We start from the raw sequence: 20,352 nt of genomic DNA, 5'->3' as shown, positions 1-20,352 counted from the left end.
GCGGACTGTGTACAGGCTTGGTCAACCGAGAACCACCTGACTCGGCTCGCCCGAAGGCGACCCTGCACACAGCCGCCACAGCAATGCACTCCACGGACACGAATGTCCGTCGGGGCGAATAATGGCACACATGCACAGGTGATTACGTTAGGTGACCAAACCTAAGCCGCTGATTTTGCAGCGACGCCAAACCATAACCTCCCCACTCCAGCCCCCGAAAGCAGACAAGGCATCCACCCTTGTAGGAATACGCCGAGACTCCCCCGCGAAACAATCCCCGCCCAGACAGCCGGCGTTCAGCCCGGTTAACCATCGCTTAACGCCGCGGTCAAAAACTCTACTGAACCGCACACCCTCAGCCCCTGGCTGACGCCGAGTGCGGCAGGTTTGGCTGGCAATCCGCCAAACTCAATTTCCGTCGCACCGGAGTTCATCATGAACATTCGTCCGTTCCTGCTCACCACCGCCCTCGCCTGCACCGCGTTTGCCGGGCTGGCCCAGGCCAATGACACCTCCAAGGCTGTTCCCTATGAATACGGCATGCCGCTGCATGTCGCCAAAGTGGTTTCCCTGACCGAACCGCAGACGCAGGAGTGCAAGGTCATCACCGCCGACATGAAGTACCTCGACAACACCGGGAAACCGGAAGAAATCAGTTACCGGAAATTATCTGACGCCTGCAGCTTCCAGAACTGACAGAAAGCTCTGATTTGCGGCTTTGCGGTAGGCGAGCACGGGTCTCGAAGAGTATGCTCGGGGCCCTCCTCACTGCCGCAAGGATTCGCCATGCAGTTGTCGTTTCGCACGCTCTCGACCCTCACCTTCTCCCTGTGTTTTCTGCTTTCCTTGGCGTGGGGTCTGGCACCACAGATGTTGCTGGCGATCTGGAGTATCGAGTATTCGGAGGCCGCCGGATTCGTCGCACGGCGCAGCGCAGTGCTCTTTGCGGCTTTGGGGGTGATGTTTTATCTGGTGCGCAACGCGCCCGTGTCGATCGCGCGCAATGCGCTGAGCAACGGCTTTATCGTCGGCTGTTTTGGCCTGGCGGTGCTGGGATTTGCTGAATGGCTCAACGGCCACGCCGGCCCCGGGATTCTGCTCGCGGTGCTGGTCGAGTTCGCGCTGGGCCTTGGCTTCTTGCAGGCCCGGCGCGTGACGGTCGAACTGGGTGAAACGGTGCGTTAAACGACCTTCGATCGCGGGGCATAGGGCTGACTTGTCGCGTTTTGCGCCAAATCAGAACGCAACCCGGCAATCAGGCCATTGATTTCGCGACAGCTGTTCAAGTGACTGGCATCGATGCCACTCACCTGCAACTCAACCTGGTCGGTCTGGTGATCGCCATAGACCTTGACGGTCATCGACAGATCCGGGGACAGCGTGCACTGGCAGCGCTTCGGCAGAAAGCTGCTTTCAATGATGTTGCGGAGTTCCAAGGCAGACAGAAACATGGCGAAACCTCTCCTTACTGTGAGACTGCCAATCAAGTATTCACGTCGACCGTTGCCACGGCTTCCCACGGGTGTATCCCCGCTGAATCCTTGGGTGTGACAAGCGGCTGTGATGCGAAATGCCCATTGGAGTGTAGGCGCCCGAACTCGGTGCGCCGCACCAAATCGACGCATAAAACGTGCCTTTCATCGGGTCGCATTCACCCCCTTGCAAATCAATGGCTTGGCGAAAAGGCAGGCAACTGGCCAGTTGCAAAATGCAAGATTCGATTGTGCAGGCACTGCAATTTGCAAGCGGCTGGCGGTTTGCATTCATCGCCTGTGACAGTGAGAATGCCCGTCAACCAACGTACACCCGCCAGGAGGCTTCAATGGGAAATTTCACTGTTTACGCGACCGCCGGCCTGATGCTCGCCAGCCTGTCCACCCTCGCCCACGCCGCCAAACTTGAAGACACCGCGCCTTATCCGAAGGCCGAAGCGGGCTTCACGCGCCAGGTGATCCACCTGCCGCAACAGGCCCAGGAAGAAAACTTCAAAGTCGAAATCCTTGCCGGCAAGACCCTCGAGGTGGACTGCAACCGCCAGCGTCTGGGCGGCACCCTTGAAGAGAAGAACCTGGAAGGCTGGGGCTATCCGTTCTACCGCCTGGAAAAAGTCAGCGGCCCGATGACCACGCTGATGGCTTGTCCGCCCGGCACCCAGAAAAAACGCGCGTTCGTACCGGTGATCGGTGACGGCTTCACCGTTCGCTACAACAGCAAACTGCCGATCGTGGTTTACGCACCGCAGGACGTTGAAGTGCGTTTCCGTATCTGGTCGGCTTCGGACAAGATTGGCGTGGCCATTCCCGAATAATCTCACGCCACAACACCACACGCCGCCGCTCGCTCGGCGACGTGACGCAAGCTGTCAAAGTTGATATTGGCGCCGGAATCGATGGCGATCAGCGTCTGATTCCGTGCGCCGGTCTGCGCCACGTACTGTTTGATGCCCGCAACCGCCAACGCGCCGGAAGGCTCGGTGATCGAGCGGGTATCGTCGTAGATATTCTTGATCGCCGCGCAGAGTTCGTCGTTGCTGACGGTGATCACTTCATCCACGCAGAAGCGACAGACCTCGAATCCATAGGCGCCGATCTGCGCCACCGCCACGCCATCGGCGAAAGTGCCCACGTTGGGCAGCACCACTCGCTCATCCGCTTGCATGGCAGCCTTCAGGCAGGCCGAGTGCTCCGACTCGACACCGATGATCCGCACCTCCGGCCGCAGGTATTTCACGTACGCCGCGATGCCCGCGATCAACCCGCCACCGCCCACCGGAACGAAGATCGCGTCCAGTGCGCCCTGATGCTCGCGCAGGATTTCCATGGCGACCGTACCCTGGCCAGCGATCACATCGGGATCGTCGAATGGTGAGACGAAGGTTCGCCCGGTCTGCTCGGCCAGTTGCAGCGCGTGGGCCAGGGCAAACGGAAAGCTTTCACCATGCAATAGCGCTTCAGCCCCACGACTACTGACGCCCAGCACTTTCAGTTCCGGGGTAGTCGCCGGCATGACAATGGTCGCGGCAATGCCCAGCTCACGCGCCGCCAGCGCTACGCCTTGCGCATGATTGCCCGCCGATGCCGTGATCACGCCACGGGCCTTCTGCGCGTCGCTCAATTGCACCAGTTTGTTGTAGGCACCACGGATCTTGAAAGAGAACGTCGGTTGCAGGTCTTCGCGCTTGAGCAAGATCCGGTTGCCCAGTGTTCCGGACAGGGCCGGCGCAGGTTGCAGCGGCGTGCGCACCGCCAGTTCATACACCGGCGCGGCGAGGATCTTTTTCACGTACTGTTCAAGCAAGGCTTTCTGGTCGGGGCTGTGGCGCATGGTCGTCTCCTGACTTTTTATTCAGACCCCGGAGACAGAAAGTAAAAACCCGCCTCTAGGGCGGGTTGGGTGCTGCAGTCGTGAGCTAGCCCGCCAAATGAGGAATGGCGGTAATAATGCTTGGCTGGCAGCGCAGTACGGTGGAAGTCATGAGCTCGAAATTAGCCCGGGCGCTGCGGGCAAGTCAATGGTGAATTTTGCAGCGAGTCTGTAGGCTGGCCTTTCGCTCATCTGCCCAAGGAAGGAATACCTGATGTCCATCGCCCTGCCCCTCACCGCTTTGATCGCGTTCAGCGGCTACACCGTTAGCGTGATGCTGCAAGCCGAACAATCGCTGATCGACTTCGGCATCAGCCTGATGTCGCGGCCGGACACCGCGCAAGTGGTGATCGATCTCTATCTGCTGGCAACGCTGGCCGGCGTCTGGATGTACAAGGACACGCGCAAGCGTGGGCAGTCGGGCTGGTCGGTGGTGCCTTATCTGTTGCTGACGGCGGTGTTTGTTTCGGTCGGGCCGTTGTTGTACCTGGTAGTCCGGGGCCTGCTGGATCGCAAGCGCCCGGCCCCGGTCATTTCGCCAGACGCCTGAGCCCGAACAGCATCCCTCCCGCCCCCAGCAACATCGCCGCCAGGAACAACGGGTACGACACCCACCACGGCGTGCCGGCGGTCATCATGCTGAATTCCGACATGCCGCCAATGCTGGCAATCAGGTTGAGCGGCAGGAACACCACGTTGATCAGCGTCAGCTTGCGCAGCAGGTTGTTCATGCTGTTGTTCATCAGGTTGCCCCGGGCATCGATCAGCCCGGAAAACACCGTGGAGTAAATTTCCGCCTGCTTGTAGCACTGGTTGTTTTCGATGATCAGGTCGTCGATCAGGCCGAGAACGTCGCTGTCGAAATGTTGTTTCTGTGCGTGATTGCGCAGCCGCGTCAGTACCGCGCCGTTGCTGTGCAGGGCGTTGATGTAATAGATCAGGCTTTCACTGAGGTTGAACATCTGCACCAGATGCTGGTTTTGCATCGAAGCGTTGAATTTTTGCTGCAACTCCCGGGCGACCAGTTTGATCACCTTCAGATGCCCGAGGTAGTGATGGATGTTGTTGAACAACAGGTCCAGCAACACATCCAGCGGCGCATTCAGTGGCCGGCCCGTGCCGAGCCCGTGCAGCGGGGTGTCGTCGGTGGCGATCACCAGCAACTGGCTCGGTGAAAACAGCAAACCGCAAGACGACACCTCGAACGCGAGGCTGCCACCGCCGGAATAGTTCTCGGGGCGTTTCCAGATCAGGAACAGATGATCCGGATGAAACTCGATCCGCGACACCTCGTCCGGGTCCAGCGCCGAGGCCAGCGCGTGTTCATCGAGCTTGAAATGACTGTGCAACAAGTCACGCTCGGCGGCGTCAGGGTTGCTGAACAGCATCACCTCGGCGTCCAGCCGTTCGACACGCTGCAGGGCGCCCTGGCTCAGTGCAAAGCTGTTGATCATCGGCCGGTCACCAGGCCTGGCCACGGCGTTTGAGCTCGAGACGGCGCACGAACTCTTCCAGTACCAACGAATACAGATCGTCCTGTAAGTAAGCGTCTTCGATGCCGGCGTCGAGGTTCGGGTTGTCGTTGACCTCGATCACCACCACTTTGTCGCCGGCCTGTTTCAGGTCGACGCCGTACAAACCGTCGCCGATCAGGTTGGCGGTCTTCACCGCCAGCTCCACTACGGCACGCGGCGCTTCGTGGATCGCCAACGTGCGACATTCGCCGTTGACGTCCTGGCCCTTGGCCTTGTGGTTGTAGATCTGCCAGTGGCCCTTGGACATGAAGTACTGGCAGGCAAAGATCGGTTTGCGGTTGAGCACGCCGATGCGCCAGTCGTACTCGGTGTAGAAAAATTCCTGGGCCAGCAACAGCACCGAGTGTTCGAAGAGTTCGGCGGTGGCTTCGAGCAAAGCCTCCTGGCTCTCGACCTTGATCACACCACGGGAGAAACAGCCATCCGGGATCTTCAGCACCAACGGAAAACCGAGGCGTTCGCCGACCCGTTCGAAGTCTTCGGGTCGCTCCTTGTAGAGAATTTCCGTGGCGGGCATGCCCAGTTGATGGCTGTTGAGCAGGTCAGTGAGATAGACCTTGTTGGTGCAGCGCAGGATCGACGTCGGGTCGTCCATCACCACCAGCCCTTCGCTCTCGGCTTTCTTGGCGAAGCGGTAGGTGTGGTTGTCGACGCTGGTGGTCTCGCGGATCAGCAAGCCGTCGTACTCGGCCAGCCGTGCGTAGTCCTTGCGTTCGATCAGCTCGACATCGATGCCCATGCCTTTGCCGACTCGCACGAAGTTTTCCAGTGCGCGGGCATTGGACGGTGGCAAGGCTTCTTGCGGATCGTGCAGGATTGCCAGGTCATAACGCGCCACTTGCGGCGAACGCGGTACACGCCAGATCTTGCGGCTGAAACCGTCCAGCGCATTGGCGAACTGATCTTCCTGATCGTCGCGCAACTTGTGCAGGGCACCGGACTTTATGCCTTCGATGTGCCATCCGTTAGTTCGACGGAATTCAACTAACAGAATCGGACACGGGAACACTTCAAACAATTGCCGGGCCAGATCCTGTAACGGTTCGATATGCGTTCTGCCGAAATAAAGTGTCAGCGTAAAACCTTCAGTGTCGTTGTAGAGATGATGACTGAGGGCTTTTTCCAGGGTTTTATCCAGGTCGTCCAGCGCCAGACCGTAAAGCGATTTTCGGGTCAGCTCGCTGATGGTGCGTACCGACGGAATCACCTTGTGCCCTCGGGCTTCAGCCAGCAGCGAGCAATAGTAGCCGTGCCCAAGATACTTGTAGCTGCGGCACAGGTTGATCACCTGCACCCGTTTTCCCGGCTCGCTGTCGGGCGGTTGTTCGAGATATTCCTGGGCCGTCAGGATGTCTTCGCTGGGAAAGTACGAGGCCCAGTCCTCCTTGCGTTCGACGATGATCATCACTTGACTGGAAGTTCTGACCTGCGGTTTTAAATAAGTTGCCGGTGGCAAACTTTGAATGGATACTTCGCGCCAATGACCCTGTACCGCTGACATAGAAATTGATCCGTTGGAGAACAAGACCTTTTCTATTAAGCACGAACTTTTTCGAAAGTCCCGTTTCGTTACGCAACTTTTACGGCGGTCATATGAACACTGTTTTTCGATTGGCGACAGTTGATGATTTACCGGCGCTGCTGGCACTGGAAATGCACTGTTTCACCACGGACCGGCTCACCCGCCGCAGCTTTCAATGGATGATCACCCGCGCCCACGGCCAATTGTGGGTGGCCGAACGCGGAGGTCAACTGCTGGGTTATGCGCTGGTGCTGTTTCATCGGGGCACGTCACTTGCGCGGTTGTATTCCATCGCCATTTCCCCCGATGCCCGGGGTGCAGGCCTGGGCAAGCAATTGCTGCAGCGCATCGAGGCCTGTGCCCTTGAGCACGACTGCGTTTACCTGCGGCTGGAGGTGCGCACTGACAACCCCGCCGCCATCGCGCTGTACGAACGCAGTGGCTATCGGCGCTTTGCGCTGATTCACGACTACTACGAAGACCATGCGGACGCGTTGCGTCTGGAAAAGCGCATTCTGCAACACCACGACTCACGCAGCATCAAGGTGCCCTATTACCGGCAGACCACCGATTTCACCTGCGGTCCGGCCTGCTTGCTGATGGCAATGGGTGCCTTGCAGGCAGCTCGTGTGCTGGAGCGTCGCGAAGAATTGCAGGTCTGGCGCGAAGCAACCACGGTGTTCATGACCGCCGGCCATGGTGGCTGCAGCCCTCAAGGGCTGGCTTTGGCTGCATGGCGCAGAGGGTTTTGCGTGCGTTTGCAGCTGAGCATGACCGGGCCGCTGTTTCTCGACGGCGTGCGTGACATGCATAAAAAAGACGTCATGCGCCTGGTGCATGACGAGTTCATGGCACAGCTGAACGACACCGATGTCGATCAAATCATCGGCACGACACTGGATTTGCCCCGCCTGCTCAACGCCGGCGGGCAACCTTTGGTGCTGATCAGCAGCTATCGTCTGACTCGCTCCAAGTCACCGCACTGGGTGATCGTCACCGACTGCGACGAAGACTTCGTTTATCTGCATGACCCGGATGTCGACCACAGCCAGCATCGCCAGCCCATGGACTGCCAGCATGTGCCGGTCAGCCATGGGGAGTTCGAAAAAATGTGTCGGTTCGGCCGGGGCAAGCTGCGGGCAGCAGTGGTGCTCTACGCCCGCTCACCTGTATGACGCGTTCATTTGAGTCCGACCTTGTACAGCGCACCATCGGACTCGTCCGTCAGCACATAAAGGTAACCATCCGGCCCTTGCCGGACGTCGCGGATCCGTCGCTTCAGGTGGCCCAGCAGACGTTCTTCATGCACCACCTTGTCGCCATCGAACTGCAGGCGGATCAGCTCCTGCGTGACAAGCGCGCCGATGAACACGTTGTGCTGCCAGGGTTTGAAGCGGTCGCCATCGTAGAACGCCATACCGCTGACACCCGGTGATTTTTCCCAGACATGATGCGGTGCGACGGTGCCTTCGACGGTTTTACCCTGGGCTTCCGGAATAGGCTGCATCGAGTAGTTGATGCCGTGGGTTGCCAGCGGCCAGCCATAGTTTTTTCCGCGTTCGATGATGTTCACCTCGTCGCCGCCGCGAGGACCGTGTTCGTTTTCCCACAAAGTGCCGCTCCATGGATTGAGCGCTGCCCCCTGCGGGTTGCGATGGCCATAGGACCAGATCTCCGGGCGGACACCGGACTGACCGACAAACGGATTGTCATCCGGCACCTTGCCGTCCGGATAGATCCGCACGACTTTGCCCTGCAGCTTGTCCAGATCCTGTGCGGTCGGGCGGTCGTTGTATTCGCCGAGGGTGATGAACAGATAACCATCACGGTCGAACACCAGGCGCGAGCCAAAGTGATTGCCGACCGACAATTTCGGTTCCTGACGGAAGATCACGTTGAAATCCTTCAGGGTTTTGAGGTCGTCCGACAGACGCCCGCGCCCTACCGCCGTGCCAGCCTTGTCACCGGCCCCACCGCCCTCAGCGTAAGACAGGTACACCAGCCGATCCTGTTTGAAGTCCGGCGACAGCACCACATCCAGCAATCCGCCCTGCCCCTTGGCCCAGACCTTGGGAACGCCATCGATCGGCGCCGACAGCTTGCCGTCAGCCCCGACCACCCGCAGGTTGCCCGGACGTTCTGTCACCAGCATGCCCTGACGATCCGGCAGGAACGCCAGGGCCCACGGATGCTCAAGACCCTGCGTAATGGTGGTGACTTCAAGGGTGCCCTGTTCGCTTTGCAGCGCTTTGGGAGCGTCGGCGGATACCGGGCCGCAGATCACTGCGCTGGCACACAAGCCGGCTAAAAGGGTTTTACGCAACATGCACGATTCCTTTTGTTCGTTTGAAGGGCTGACAGAAACGGTTCTGCCATTCAACGGTTGCTGTCGCCGTCACGGGCGGGTGGATTGGGAATGAATTTCGGCGGTGTGCTCGGCACCGAGCGCAATGGCTGACCATTGCCGATGCCGCCGTTCTCGACGGTAGGCTGGCGCGGCACTGGCGCCGTATTCGGCCCGCGGATCACCGGATTGGCAGGCTGGGTGCCCTGCATGCTGTTGGGATTGGCCCGGTGAATCGGGCTGTTGTAGGGATTGCTGCTGTTGCCGGTCGGACTTTGCGCCAGCCGCAGAGTATCGGCGTGAACCAGCCCGCCAGTGAGGGCCAGCAATGTGATGCCAAACAGAAAACGGTTCATGAACGGCCTCTCTCGATGCGCTGGGGTCAGAGCCTTCGAGTCCACGCTACGCCGAGGGTTCGGATTTGTTAACCCGTCACCGCTAAACAAGATGTAACACGGCTTGACCTGCCGTTTACCGCCGCCCCCGCAAACAACAGAAACTTTTACGCTGGCAAACAGGTCACCCGAACATCACTCGGAGAACAGCACCATGGCTCGGGCAATCTGGAAAGGCGCAATCAGTTTCGGTCTGGTGCACATCCCTGTGGCGCTGGTCTCGGCCACCTCGTCGCAGGGCGTGGACTTTGACTGGCTGGACAGCCGCAGCATGGACCCGGTGGGCTATAAACGGGTCAACAAGGTCACCGGCAAGGAAGTCACCAAGGACCACATTGTCAAAGGCGTGCAATTCGAAAAAGGCCGGTATGTGGTGCTCAGCGAGGAGGAGATTCGCTCGGCGCACCCGGTTTCGACCCAGACCATCGATATTTTTTCCTTCGTCGACAGCGCGCAGATCCCGCTGCAGAACATCGACACGCCCTACTACCTGGCGCCCGACAAGCGCGGCGGCAAGGTCTACGCCCTGCTGCGCGAAACCCTGAACAAAACCCACAAGGTCGCCCTCGCCCGGGTGGTTTTACACACACGTCAGTATCTGGCGGCGTTGATGCCTCTGGAGTCTGCGCTGGTATTGGTCAAACTGCGCTGGCCGCAGGAGGTACGCAGCCTGGACGAACTGGCGCTGGGCAGCGAAGTGACCAAACCCCAGTTAGCCAAAGCCGAACTGGACATGGCCAAACGGCTTGTTGAAGACATGAGCGCCGACTGGAATCCCGAGGATTACCGCGACGAGTTCGAGGACAAGATCATGGCCCTGGTGGACAAGAAGGCCCATGAAGGCAAGATCGAGGACGTTGAGACCGTTGACGGCGAAGAAGAGCGCAAGTCTGCGGATGTGATCGATCTGACGGAACTGCTCAAGCGCAGTCTGGGTGGCAAGGCTGCTGCCAAACCCAAGGCCAAGGCTGCCAGCAAGACAACGACGGCCAAAAAAACCAGAAAGGCCTCGTAAATGAAATCGGGCGACTGTCTTTCAACAGTCGCCCGATCTATCAAATCAGAATGAAGATCGCCAGCAGACCACCAAAGATCGCCCACTTTTCCAGGTAATAGCGCGCGCGATTGCGCTTTTTCAGCTCTTTGCCACGCAGGCGGATCTTGTAGATTTTGGTAAACAAGCGGTTGATACCGCCGGTGCGATCGCCCGCATCGTTCGGTGCACCGGCGGCCGACATCACGGTACGGCTGAACCAGCCATTGAATGCAGCGGCCCAGCGATACTTCATCGGGCGTTCGACGTCGCAGAACAGAATGATGCGGTTCTGGTCGGTGGTGTTTTCCGCGTAGTGAATGTAGGTCTCGTCGAACATCACCGCTTCACCGTCGCGCCAGTGATAGTTCTCGCCATCGACATTGATGTAGCAACCGGCGTTGTTCGGCGTTTCCAGCCCCAGGTGATAACGGTAGGAACCGGCATACGGGTCACGGTGACGCACCAGTTTAGAACCCGGTGGCAGTTCGGCGAACATCGCCGCCTTGATCGAACCGATGCTCTGCACCAGCTCAGTGGTGCGCGGGCACAGTTGCAGCGCCGACGGATGGCTGTCGCCGTACCATTTCAGGTAGAAACGCTTCCAACCGGTCTTGAAGAAGGAGTTGAAACCAACATCGTCATACTGGTTGGAGCGCTTGATCGCACCGGCTCGCAGCAGATTCTGACCTTCCTCGCGGATTTCTTCCCAATGGGCCTGCAACGGGCTCAGATCGGGAAAGTCCTTCGGGTCGAGGTAGGGTTTGTTCGGTTTCTTCGAAAACAGATAAAGGAAGCAGTTGATCGGCGCGAGAAACGTCGAGTGGTCGCTCAACTGACGGCCCAGTTTGTGACGCACACGACCGCGCAGGTGTACGTATGCAATGGAAATGACATAAATAGCAGCAATGATGAGTTTCACGGAAATCGTCACACGTCAAAAATGAACAAACTGCGCGCCTGCCGGCCATTGGCTCAGGGTCTGATGCAGTGGCATGAATACAAATACTGTCCCGGTGGCACTTCCTTGAGCCCTTGCCGTTAGCGGCTATTGGGTGATCGGATGGCATTTTAGCCATACTTTGTAACCAATGGTGAACCTCATCTGTGAAAAACTGTCCGCTGATTCGGCCAAACGGCAGCCGTTGCGATCGCGCGCGCGCCAGCCATGCCAGTGACATCAGCGTTACGGCAGATTGAGTTCGACGAAAAGAAGTGGCGGCAGCGCGCCAGACGTGGTGCTGAAGGCAGCTTGAGGCGTTGATTTCCTGGAACCCTACCGAAGAAATCAGAAGAGCACTGCAGAGTTTGTCTCTGAATGCGCGTGTGCTTGGCAGGACGATTCAGGATCGAAACAGATGGGAATCCGGCCACAACAAACGAATGGCCCGGTGGACTGGAGCAGAGTGCCGCAAATGCTGAAGCGAGATACGGATGATCCGCCAGGCCAAAGGATTAATGAAACCAATCGACCTGGCGAATCATGAAGCGCGTTTATTTGGAGGTGGAAAGGCTGGCCTTGCTCAATCCCTTGGTATTGTGATCGCCTGGCGTTGTAGCCGAGATCGCCGTCGCCTTCGACAAGCCCCGTGTCGCTTTAGAATGTGCAACACCTGAAGTCGCTGTACCGTGTCCACGATCAGCGTTGTGGTCACGTCCCGTGTGCTGACCACTCACGCCGTGATCCCGAACGGCCCTGCCTTCATGATCCGCCTCCTGGCCTTCGGCACGACCATTATTGGAAGCGCTGGCTGAGTGCCCGGCGCTATCGCCGCCATGCCCGGCACCGCCGACACCGCCACCGTGACTGCCGCCACCGCCACCCGCACCACCGTTACCACCACCATGACCACCGCCATCCTTGGCATAGGCAGAAGCCATGACGGACAGTCCGGCAGGCAGTAACGGCGCCGCAGCAAACATCATTACGCACGACATGACGGCAACGAGGTTTTTACTTTTGAAACGCATGATGGCATCCACAAGGGTTGATTTTACTGCCATCTAGGACGCACTCGGGGACATCGAGTTCAACCACGAGCGATAAAACAAGGTAGCGATACCTCACATATAAAGTGGGTGAGAACATGTCGCTATTGCTACCCGTGAAATGGTCAGGAAACATCCGAACCCGGCGGGCTGCTCCTCAGTGAAAAAAATCCCTTGTTGAAACCTGGACGAAATTGCAGGTATTACCGCTTGCGCGGAGTGACCGAAGGACGCGACGCCGCCGGCCGGGCCGCAGGTTCGTTATCGTCCGCCATACAACTGCCGCATTACTTATGCGACAATGCGCGCAATGTCTGGCATGAATCCCGCCTTTATTGCCCAACAGCTTGGACGCTGCGTCCAGAGGCTGCTCTCGCCCCACGCCCGCTGGCTCGACGCTGACGGTGACCGTGCCCGGGAAGAAAAAGCTCCAAAATGCCCCAGAAGTGGCCCAAGCGCCAAATGTGCGGCTCGCAACCCATTGATAGGTAAAGCAATTGATCTCCACAGCTAATATCACGATGCAGTTCGGCGCAAAGCCGCTGTTCGAAAACGTTTCGGTGAAATTCAACAACGGCAACCGTTATGGCCTGATCGGCGCCAACGGATGCGGCAAGTCGACGTTCATGAAAATCCTCGGCGGCGATCTGGAGCCGTCTGCCGGCCAGGTGATGCTCGAGCCGAACGTGCGCCTGGGTAAGCTGCGTCAGGATCAGTTCGCCTACGAAGAGTTCACCGTGATCGACACTGTGATCATGGGTCACGAAGAGCTGTGGAAGGTCAAGGCCGAGCGCGATCGTATCTATTCGCTGCCGGAAATGAGCGAAGAAGACGGAATGGCCGTGGCCGAGCTGGAAACCGAGTTCGCCGAAATGGACGGCTACACCGCTGAATCCCGCGCCGGTGAACTGCTGCTGGGCCTGGGCATTCCGCTGGAACAGCATTTCGGTCCGATGTCCGAAGTCGCGCCGGGCTGGAAGCTGCGTGTTCTGCTGGCTCAGGCACTGTTCTCCGATCCGGAAGTGCTGCTGCTCGACGAACCGACCAACCACCTGGACATCAACACCATTCGCTGGCTGGAATCGATCCTCACCGTGCGTAACAGCACCATGATCATCATTTCCCACGACCGTCACTTCCTGAACAGCGTCTGCACCCACATGGCCGACCTGGACTACGGCGAGCTGCGTCTGTTCCCGGGCAACTACGACGAGTACATGACTGCGGCGACCCAGTCCCGCGAGCAACTGCTGTCGGACAACGCCAAGAAGAAAGCCCAGATTGCCGAACTGCAGACGTTCGTCAGCCGCTTCTCGGCCAACGCCTCGAAAGCCAAGCAGGCCACTTCCCGCGCCAAGCAGATCGACAAGATCCAGCTGGCCGAGGTCAAGCCATCGAGCCGCGTGAGCCCGTTCATCCGTTTCGAACAGACCAAGAAGCTGCACCGCCAGGCCGTGACCATCGAGCAGATGTCCAAGGGCTTCGACGGCAAGACCCTGTTCAAGAACTTCAGCTTCACCGTTGAAGCCGGCGAACGCGTAGCGATCATCGGCCCGAACGGTATCGGCAAGACCACCCTGCTGCGCACCCTGATGGGCGAACTGACCCCGGACGCCGGTTCCGTGAAGTGGACCGAAAGCGCGGAGCTGGGCTACTACGCTCAGGACCACGCCCACGACTTCGAAGACGACGTGAGCCTGTTCGACTGGATGGGTCAGTGGACCCAGGGCGAGCAAGTGATTCGTGGCACCCTGGGCCGCATGCTGTTCTCCAACGACGAGATCCTCAAGTCGGTAAAGGTCATCTCCGGTGGTGAGCAAGGTCGCATGCTGTTCGGCAAGCTGATCCTGCAAAAGCCGAACGTACTGGTGATGGACGAACCGACCAACCACTTGGACATGGAGTCGATCGAGGCGCTGAACCTGGCGCTGGAAAACTACCCGGGCACGCTGATCTTCGTCAGCCACGACCGTGAGTTCGTATCGTCCCTGGCCACGCGCATCATCGAGCTGAGCCCGAACGGCGTGACCGACTTCAGCGGCACCTACGACGATTACCTGCGCAGCCAGGGCGTCGTGTTCTGATAGCGGCCTAGAGTCGAAAGCCCCGCCCCATGGCGGGGCTTTTTATTGCGTCCGGGAAAGATAGTTAGCCTGCTTTCTTTTATTTCACCGCCAAGCCATGATGCGGACTCTCCCACCGCCGCCCGCGAACGAGCCCTCATGTCTGCGCAGCAACAGCCACCTCAAAGCTCCATGGCGATCACCCTGCAGATCGTCTCCATCGTTTTCTACACCTTTATCGCCTTCCTCTGCATCGGCCTGCCGATTGCCGTGTTGCCAGGCTATGTGCACGAACAACTGGGCTTCAGTGCCGTCATCGCGGGTCTGGTGATCGGATCGCAATACCTGGCAACCCTGCTCAGCCGGCCGATGGCCGGGCGCATGTCGGACACCGTCGGGACCAAACGGGCGATCGTTTATGGCTTGTCGGGAATCGTGCTCAGCGGTTTGCTGACGCTCGTTTCCACGCTGCTGCAGGACGTCCCGCTGGCGAGCCTGATCATTCTGATTGCCGGGCGTCTGCTGCTCGGCATCGCGCAGGGCCTGATCGGTGTTGGCACCATCAGTTGGTGCATGGGCCAGGTCGGTGCAGAGCACACCGCCCGCTCCATCGGCTGGAACGGCATCGCTTCTTACGGCGCCATTGCCATCGGAGCGCCGCTGGGTGTGCTGATGGTGGCCGACTATGGGTTTACCAGCCTCGGTATTGCGCTGTCGGTACTGGCCGCTGGCGCCCTGCTGCTGATCCGCAACAAACCCTCCGTACCGGTGGTGCGCGGCGAGCGGTTGCCGTTCTGGGCGGTATTCGGGCGGATTGCGCCGTTCGGTGCCAGTTTGAGCCTGGCCTCGATCGGTTACGGCACCCTGACCACGTTCATCACCCTTTATTACCTCAATCGCGGCTGGAGCGGCGCGGCCTACTGCCTGACGGTGTTCGGCGTGTGCTTCATCCTGTCGCGGCTTCTGTTCATTGGCGCCATCGCCCGATTCGGCGGCTTTGCTTCGGCCATCGCCTGCATGAGCATCGAAACCGTCGGGCTGTTGTTGCTGTGGCTCGCCCCCTCGACCGGTTACGCACTGATCGGCGCCGGGCTGGCGGGGTTCGGGCTGTCGCTGGTGTACCCGGCGCTGGGTGTTGAAGCCATCCAGCAGGTGCCCAACTCCAGCCGTGGTGCCGGGTTGAGTGCTTTCGCAGTGTTTTTCGATCTGGCATTGGCGGTCGCCGGGCCGTTGATGGGCGCGGTGGCGTTGAATCTGGGGTATTCGAGGATATTCCTGGTTGCAGCACTGCTGTCCGTGACCGGACTGGCGCTGACCTTGTGGCTCAAGCGTCGGGCAATGGCCTGACGCTTACTGATCCGCCGTCTGCATCCCCGCCCGGGAAGGCTTGCCCAGTGCATGGGAGAAGAACCGCCCGGCTTCGGAAATCAGGTTGCGGTGAATGTCTTCACGATCCACCCCGTCAGCATCGGTGCACAGTGCCGGCATCGCACGGATCTGCTCTTCATTGCACGGCGCCATGAACACAAAGTGTCCCGCACCGGCCAGCAACTTGAAGTCTGGCGCAGTCGGCAGTTTGCGCGCCAGGGCGGCGGCGTTCTTGTCGAACGCCACCAGTTTGTCGCCGTCGCCGCTGTACAGGAGCACCGGCACATGCACGTCGGCTAGGGTGTGCCGGCCGAACTTCAGGCTCAGCGGCGCCATCAACAGCAAGGCGTGGACTCGCGGGTCGGCCACCGGTTGCAGGTCATCGCGATCGACGATCAGTTCGCCCTGGGTGTTGCAGGCGTCGCGATCATCCGGACGTTCCTGGCAGTAACGACGCAGGCGATCAAGGTCAGGCTGCGCGCCGGAGAGAATCAACGCGGTCTCGCCCCCCGCCGAGTAGCCGATGACGCCCACTTGGTCGGCGTTGACGAACGGCGCCAGCATGCGATCGCCAAGGGTGGCGGTAATGGCTTCGGAAATCTGGATCGGCCGGCCATAAAGATTGCTCAAGGTGCCGAGGCGGCTGTGATCCCTGGAGTTGTCACCGGGATGAATCACCGCCACCACCACAAAGCCCTTGCGGGCCAGGGATGTGGCCAGATCGTGCAAGGCCAGCGGCGTGCCGGTGTTGCCGTGGGACAGCATCAGCATCGGAAAGCGGCCGAGGGCGATCCTGGTGTCTTCGCCGGCCTCGACCGAATAGCCCTCGATCAGGCTCATGTGCTCGCGGTCGCTGGAGGGATAGAACGCGATGGCACGCATGGGTTGCAGGTCGAGCGGATCGAGGAACGTCATCTCGTGATAACCGACGCTCCAGCGTGGGTACTGGCCGGGGGCTGCGTGCACTGAATTCAGGCTGCCGAGCAGGCAAATCAGTAACGTTGCACAAAGACGCATCATGGGATGCCCCACCCTGTTGTTACTCAATCGAAAGATCCGTTGTGTTCGACGCCCGAAACTCCGAGGTTCGGTGATCCGGCGCGGCGCTGCACTCAGACGTTGATCGTAAGACTGCATAACCCGGGCCAGATTATGTAACAGTCAGACACAAAAAACTCCGTATCTGGCCCTTGCAGAACCAGAATACAGAGTTTTTTGGGTGTTGCCTGAACGAGAGCTGTTCTTTACGAAAGCCTTACGCAGCGGCGAACAGTTGCTCGCTGATGCGGGCGTGGGCCGCGCTCATGGCGTTGTTGCGAACTTCTTCGCCGTAGGCCAGGCCTTCGGCACGGACGATTTCGATGTCGGTGATGCCGAGGAAGCCGAAGACCAGTTTCAGGTAGTCTTCGTGAGCCACGCCCGAGGCCTGACCGGCGTGGATGCCGCCCGAAGTCGATACGATGATCACTTTCTTGCCACCGCACAGACCTTCAGGGCCGGCTTCGGTGTAGCGGAAAGTCTGGCCGGCGACGGCGATGCGGTCGATCCAGGCCTTGAGCTGGGTTGGCACGGTGAAGTTGTACATCGGCGCGGCAACGACAATGGCGTCAGCCGCGATGAATTCGGCCAGGGTGTTGGCGCTCAGTTCGGCTTCGTGCTGTTGTGCAGCGTTGCGCAGTTCAGCGGCGGTGCCGGCGGCCACCAGAGTGGTCGACGAGAAGTGGCTGATGGCGTCGGCGGCCAGGTCGCGGTAGGTCACGACAGCGCTTGGCTCGGCGGCTTGCCAGGCTTTCACGACTTCGGTGCTCAGCTGACGGGAAGCGGAGTTGTCGCCCAGAATGCTTGAATCGATGTGCAGCAGTTTCATAGTGGAATCTCCTGGAAAGAATCGCCGGTGGCGACGGAATGGAGACAATCCTACCTACGAAACCAATAGCTGATTAGACGGCAACAATGCGATAGTTCGTCCCACCGATAGAACAGTTGGATTCGCCCCACATGCAAGACCTCAACGATCTCTACTATTTCGCCAAAGTGGTCGAGGCCGGCGGATTCGCTGCTGCCGGCCGCTTGCTCGGCATTCCCAAGTCGCGCCTGTCGCGGCGCATTGCCGAACTGGAAGAACGCCTCGGTGCGCGCTTGCTGCAACGCACTACCCGGCAATTGAAGCTGACTGCGGTTGGCGAGCGCTATTTGCGTCACTGCCAGGCGATGCTGCTGGAAGCGGAAATGGCCGATGAAACGGTGGCCAGCATGTCCAGCGAGCCCCGTGGCCGTTTACGGGTTTCGAGTCCGACGGGGCTGGCCCATGAAATGCTGCCAGTGGTGATCAGCAACTTCCTCGGCAAATACCCGCAGGTGCAACTGGAAGTCACCTTGATCAATCGTCGCGTGGATCTGATCACCGAAGGCATCGATGTAGCCCTGCGCGTGCGCGAACACGGCGACGAAGAGCCGATGCTGGTGACCCGCCGTCTGCGCCAGGCACAGATGGTGGTGGTCGCCAGTCCTTCCTTTATACAGGGCGTGGAAATCAATCATCCGCAGGACCTCAAAGCCCTGCCGGTGCTTGGTGCGCTGGAAGCCGATCGCATGGTGCATGTGCGCCTGCTCGATCAGCACGGCAAGAGTTGCGATCTGGCGCTGGAAGCCCGGCTGGGCATCGACGATTTCATCGTACGCAAGGCCTGCGTGCTGGCCGGCCAGGGTTTCACCCTGCTGCCGATGATGTATTGCGAAGCGGAACTGAACAACGGCACGCTGGTGCAATTGCTGCCGGACTGGTCGTTGCCCGGCGGCTGGCTGCAAGCCGTATACCCGCATCGACGCGGGGTGATGCCGGCGGTACGTGCCTGGATCGATCATTTGGTGGAATCGTTCAATGCCTGTGGAGAACGGCTGTTATGAAACAAGGAAAGATGAGCGAAGCGGACGTTGCGGATTTCTGCCTGACATTGCCGGGCGCCCGGGAAGACTACAAATGGGGCGGTGTGCGGGTGTTTTCGATTGCCGGCAACAAGATGTTCGCCTTGCAGGGGCTGCGCGGTGAGTCGCTGGCGTTCAAGGTCGACAAGGACCTGTTTCTCGGTCATTGCGACCGGCCGGGCATTCACCCGGCGCCTTATCTGGCGCGGGCACAATGGATCATCATGCACCCGCCCTACCCCTTGGGCGCCGAGGAACTGCGAGGGTTGCTGCAACGTTCTCACCAGTTGGTGGTGAGCAAATTGCCGAAGAAAACCCGGGTCGGGTTGCTGCTGTAGCTCTACCCCAACGCCAGCAGGTTCGAACCGAGGAACAACTGATCGATCCAGAACACCTGGTGCAGCGCAACGATCACCCAGAACAAAATCTGGAACGACACCTTGCGCGTCTTGTGCCGCAAGACCTGCTGGGCGATCAACGCGCCCGGCCAGCCACCCGCCAGTTCCACGGCGTGCAGGATGTTTTCCGGAGTGCGCCAGGCATCGGCGCGGGCCTTGCGCTTGTCGGCCCAGTACAGGAAGAACGCCAGCACGCTGACAATCCCGTAGGCCGCCAGCGGCACGCGAGAGATCCCGCGCAACCACATCGACAGCGAGCCGAACAGCGGCAACGCGCAGACGATCAGCAGCACGAACAGCTTCAAATTGAGGTGCTGGATGCGGCCGCCGGACGAGCCGCGATCCGGACGACGTGCGCGGGAATCACTCATGCCCTGGCCGCCGCCCAGTCCACCCAGCCGAACTGCCAGGTCGCCAGAATCAACAGACCGAACACGATCCGGTACCAGGCGAATGCCGCGTAACTGTGGCTGGCAATGAATTTCAGCAAGCCACGCACCGCGATCATGGCGAATATGAACGCCGTGACGAAACCGATGGCGAACACCGGAAAGTCGGCCGGCACGAACAGGTGGCGATACTTGTAGCCCGAATACACCGCCGCACCGACCATGGTCGGCATCGCCAGAAAGAACGAAAACTCGGTGGCGGTCTTGCGCGACAGGCCAAACAACAGGCCACCGATGATGGTCGAGCCGGAGCGCGAGGTGCCGGGGATCATCGCCAGGCACTGGGCGAAGCCGATCTTCAGCGCATCCGTCCAGCGAATTTCGTCGACCGTTTCAGCGTGAACTTCATGCTGACGCTGCTCGGCCCACAACATCACGATCCCGCCCACCACCAGCGCCGCGGCCACGGTGATCGGGTTGAACAGGTATTTGTGAATCAGATCGGCAAAGATCACGCCGAGCACCACGGCGGGCAGGAAGGCGATCAGCAGGTTGGCGGTAAAGCGCCGGGCGCTCGGCTGAGTCGGCAAGCCGATGACCACGTCGAGAATCTTGCGTCGAAATTCCCAGACCACTGCGAGAATCGCGCCAAGCTGAATGATGATGTTGAACGCCATCGCTCGCTCGCCTCCGAAATCGAGCAAGTCGGCAACAATGATCTGGTGTCCGGTACTGGAAATGGGCAAAAACTCCGTCAGCCCTTCTACAACTCCAAGAATCAGTGCCTGCAAGGCGGTCCAAAGGTCCATCAATCCCCCAAAGAGCGATGCGCTCAGGCATGCCCCGATAGTATTTTTTTACGTTCACTGCGTTCAGCGTAGCTGTTTGTCGCTGTACCGATTCCGCGCGCCAAGGATCCACACGAAACGGTCAAAATTCCGTGAAATGGCAACTTGGATTCAGGTTTTCACGCACGGGGCCGAAATCCTATCAGACAAGCCGTAATAGCGCTGCCGCGCTCTACGACT

22 protein-coding genes and 1 pseudogene are annotated in these 20,352 nt (G+C 59.5%); 10 read left to right on the top strand and 13 right to left on the bottom strand.

All coding sequences use genetic code 11. The annotated features are described in order from the left end of the window. Positions 1-305: 305 nt before the first annotated feature. On the bottom strand, positions 306-443 hold the full coding sequence (locus tag NE357_RS13785) for a hypothetical protein (protein WP_169430331.1): 138 nt from the start codon (positions 441-443) through the stop codon (positions 306-308). Here NE357_RS13785 and NE357_RS13780 point away from each other — a divergent pair. Then, positions 436-696, top strand: a complete 261-nt coding sequence (locus tag NE357_RS13780; protein WP_011334038.1) for a DUF2790 domain-containing protein — start codon at positions 436-438, stop codon at positions 694-696. The two genes, NE357_RS13785 and NE357_RS13780, sit on opposite strands and share 8 nt — an antisense overlap. Positions 697-786: 90 nt before the next feature. Beyond that, a complete protein-coding gene (locus tag NE357_RS13775; protein ID WP_169430330.1) occupies positions 787-1,185 on the top strand; it encodes a hypothetical protein in 399 nt (132 codons plus the stop codon). On the opposite strand, the gene NE357_RS13770 is transcribed toward NE357_RS13775, so the two are convergent. Beyond that, positions 1,182-1,451 (bottom strand): DUF1652 domain-containing protein, encoded by a 270-nt coding sequence (locus NE357_RS13770; RefSeq protein ID WP_169430329.1) that lies wholly within the window; start codon positions 1,449-1,451, stop codon positions 1,182-1,184. The two genes, NE357_RS13775 and NE357_RS13770, sit on opposite strands and share 4 nt — an antisense overlap. A 371-nt stretch (positions 1,452-1,822) precedes the next feature. Between NE357_RS13770 and eco the strand changes: the two genes are divergently transcribed. Beyond that, entirely contained in the window at positions 1,823-2,308 is a 486-nt protein-coding gene (gene eco, locus NE357_RS13765) for a serine protease inhibitor ecotin (RefSeq protein ID WP_169430328.1), read from the top strand. 26 nt (positions 2,309-2,334) lie between these two features. On the opposite strand, the pseudogene ilvA reads toward eco, so the two are convergent. Next, a pseudogene (ilvA, locus tag NE357_RS13760) lies at positions 2,335-3,324 on the bottom strand (threonine ammonia-lyase, biosynthetic); the annotation flags it as partial. Between the two features lie 250 nt (positions 3,325-3,574). Here ilvA and NE357_RS13755 point away from each other — a divergent pair. Then, complete coding sequence (locus NE357_RS13755; RefSeq protein WP_169432637.1) at positions 3,575-3,913, top strand: DUF2834 domain-containing protein; 339 nt, start codon at positions 3,575-3,577, stop codon at positions 3,911-3,913. Here NE357_RS13755 and NE357_RS13750 read toward each other — a convergent pair. Continuing rightward, positions 3,894-4,817, bottom strand: a complete 924-nt coding sequence (locus tag NE357_RS13750) for a magnesium transporter CorA family protein (RefSeq protein WP_169430326.1) — start codon at positions 4,815-4,817, stop codon at positions 3,894-3,896. The two genes, NE357_RS13755 and NE357_RS13750, sit on opposite strands and share 20 nt — an antisense overlap. A gap of 7 nt (positions 4,818-4,824) precedes the next feature. Beyond that, positions 4,825-6,303: a RimK family protein gene (locus NE357_RS13745; protein WP_169430325.1), complete on the bottom strand. Its 1,479-nt coding sequence runs from the start codon at positions 6,301-6,303 to the stop codon at positions 4,825-4,827. A gap of 188 nt (positions 6,304-6,491) precedes the next feature. On the opposite strand from NE357_RS13745, the gene rimI reads away from it, so the two are divergent. Beyond that, positions 6,492-7,595, top strand: coding sequence for a ribosomal protein S18-alanine N-acetyltransferase (rimI, locus tag NE357_RS13740; protein ID WP_169430324.1), 1,104 nt, complete (start codon positions 6,492-6,494; stop codon positions 7,593-7,595). A 5-nt stretch (positions 7,596-7,600) separates the two neighbouring features. Here the strand turns inward: rimI and NE357_RS13735 are convergent, their stop codons facing one another. Further along, complete coding sequence (locus NE357_RS13735; RefSeq protein WP_169430323.1) at positions 7,601-8,746, bottom strand: PQQ-dependent sugar dehydrogenase; 1,146 nt, start codon at positions 8,744-8,746, stop codon at positions 7,601-7,603. A gap of 50 nt (positions 8,747-8,796) precedes the next feature. After that, complete coding sequence (locus NE357_RS13730) at positions 8,797-9,120, bottom strand: hypothetical protein (RefSeq protein ID WP_169430322.1); 324 nt, start codon at positions 9,118-9,120, stop codon at positions 8,797-8,799. Positions 9,121-9,313: 193 nt separating this feature from the next. On the opposite strand from NE357_RS13730, the gene ku reads away from it, so the two are divergent. Further along, positions 9,314-10,174, top strand: a complete 861-nt coding sequence (gene ku / locus NE357_RS13725; RefSeq protein WP_169430321.1) for a non-homologous end joining protein Ku — start codon at positions 9,314-9,316, stop codon at positions 10,172-10,174. A 40-nt stretch (positions 10,175-10,214) separates the two neighbouring features. Here the strand turns inward: ku and lpxO are convergent, their stop codons facing one another. Then, positions 10,215-11,114 carry a lipid A hydroxylase LpxO gene (lpxO, locus tag NE357_RS13720; RefSeq protein ID WP_169430320.1) on the bottom strand — a complete coding sequence of 300 codons (900 nt, stop codon included), beginning with the start codon at positions 11,112-11,114 and terminating at the stop codon, positions 10,215-10,217. A gap of 572 nt (positions 11,115-11,686) precedes the next feature. After that, the gene (locus tag NE357_RS13715; RefSeq protein WP_243433207.1) at positions 11,687-12,163 is read right to left on the bottom strand and encodes a hypothetical protein; all 477 of its coding nucleotides are present in this window, start codon (positions 12,161-12,163) and stop codon (positions 11,687-11,689) included. Between the two features lie 515 nt (positions 12,164-12,678). Between NE357_RS13715 and NE357_RS13710 the strand changes: the two genes are divergently transcribed. Together NE357_RS13710 and NE357_RS13705 are read left to right on the top strand one after the other, a co-directional pair. Beyond that, entirely contained in the window at positions 12,679-14,265 is a 1,587-nt protein-coding gene (locus NE357_RS13710; protein WP_169430318.1) for an ABC-F family ATPase, read from the top strand. 138 nt (positions 14,266-14,403) lie between these two features. After that, positions 14,404-15,591 carry an MFS transporter gene (locus tag NE357_RS13705; RefSeq protein ID WP_169430317.1) on the top strand — a complete coding sequence of 396 codons (1,188 nt, stop codon included), beginning with the start codon at positions 14,404-14,406 and terminating at the stop codon, positions 15,589-15,591. Between the two features lie 3 nt (positions 15,592-15,594). Here the strand turns inward: NE357_RS13705 and NE357_RS13700 are convergent, their stop codons facing one another. Beyond that, a complete protein-coding gene (locus NE357_RS13700) occupies positions 15,595-16,632 on the bottom strand; it encodes an alpha/beta hydrolase family protein (protein ID WP_169430316.1) in 1,038 nt (345 codons plus the stop codon). 235 nt (positions 16,633-16,867) lie between these two features. After that, complete coding sequence (locus NE357_RS13695) at positions 16,868-17,479, bottom strand: FMN-dependent NADH-azoreductase (RefSeq protein ID WP_169430315.1); 612 nt, start codon at positions 17,477-17,479, stop codon at positions 16,868-16,870. A 131-nt stretch (positions 17,480-17,610) separates the two neighbouring features. On the opposite strand from NE357_RS13695, the gene NE357_RS13690 reads away from it, so the two are divergent. Both NE357_RS13690 and NE357_RS13685 read left to right on the top strand, forming a co-directional pair. Next, on the top strand, positions 17,611-18,519 hold the full coding sequence (locus NE357_RS13690) for a LysR substrate-binding domain-containing protein (protein ID WP_169430314.1): 909 nt from the start codon (positions 17,611-17,613) through the stop codon (positions 18,517-18,519). Beyond that, positions 18,516-18,875 (top strand): MmcQ/YjbR family DNA-binding protein, encoded by a 360-nt coding sequence (locus tag NE357_RS13685; protein WP_169430313.1) that lies wholly within the window; start codon positions 18,516-18,518, stop codon positions 18,873-18,875. The genes NE357_RS13690 and NE357_RS13685 overlap by 4 nt, the downstream gene beginning before the upstream one ends. A 2-nt stretch (positions 18,876-18,877) precedes the next feature. Here NE357_RS13685 and NE357_RS13680 read toward each other — a convergent pair whose 3' ends face one another. Together NE357_RS13680 and NE357_RS13675 are read right to left on the bottom strand one after the other, a co-directional pair. Further along, a complete protein-coding gene (locus NE357_RS13680; RefSeq protein ID WP_169430312.1) occupies positions 18,878-19,306 on the bottom strand; it encodes a DUF1294 domain-containing protein in 429 nt (142 codons plus the stop codon). Next, the gene (locus tag NE357_RS13675) at positions 19,303-20,133 is read right to left on the bottom strand and encodes an undecaprenyl-diphosphate phosphatase (protein WP_169430311.1); all 831 of its coding nucleotides are present in this window, start codon (positions 20,131-20,133) and stop codon (positions 19,303-19,305) included. Before NE357_RS13675 ends, NE357_RS13680 begins: the two co-directional genes overlap by 4 nt. Positions 20,134-20,352 lie beyond the last annotated feature (219 nt).

The organism is Pseudomonas sp. G7(2022), from assembly GCF_052660475.1.
The sequence above is the reverse complement of the archived record's forward strand: the minus strand, read 5'-3'. Positions and strand labels throughout refer to the sequence as shown.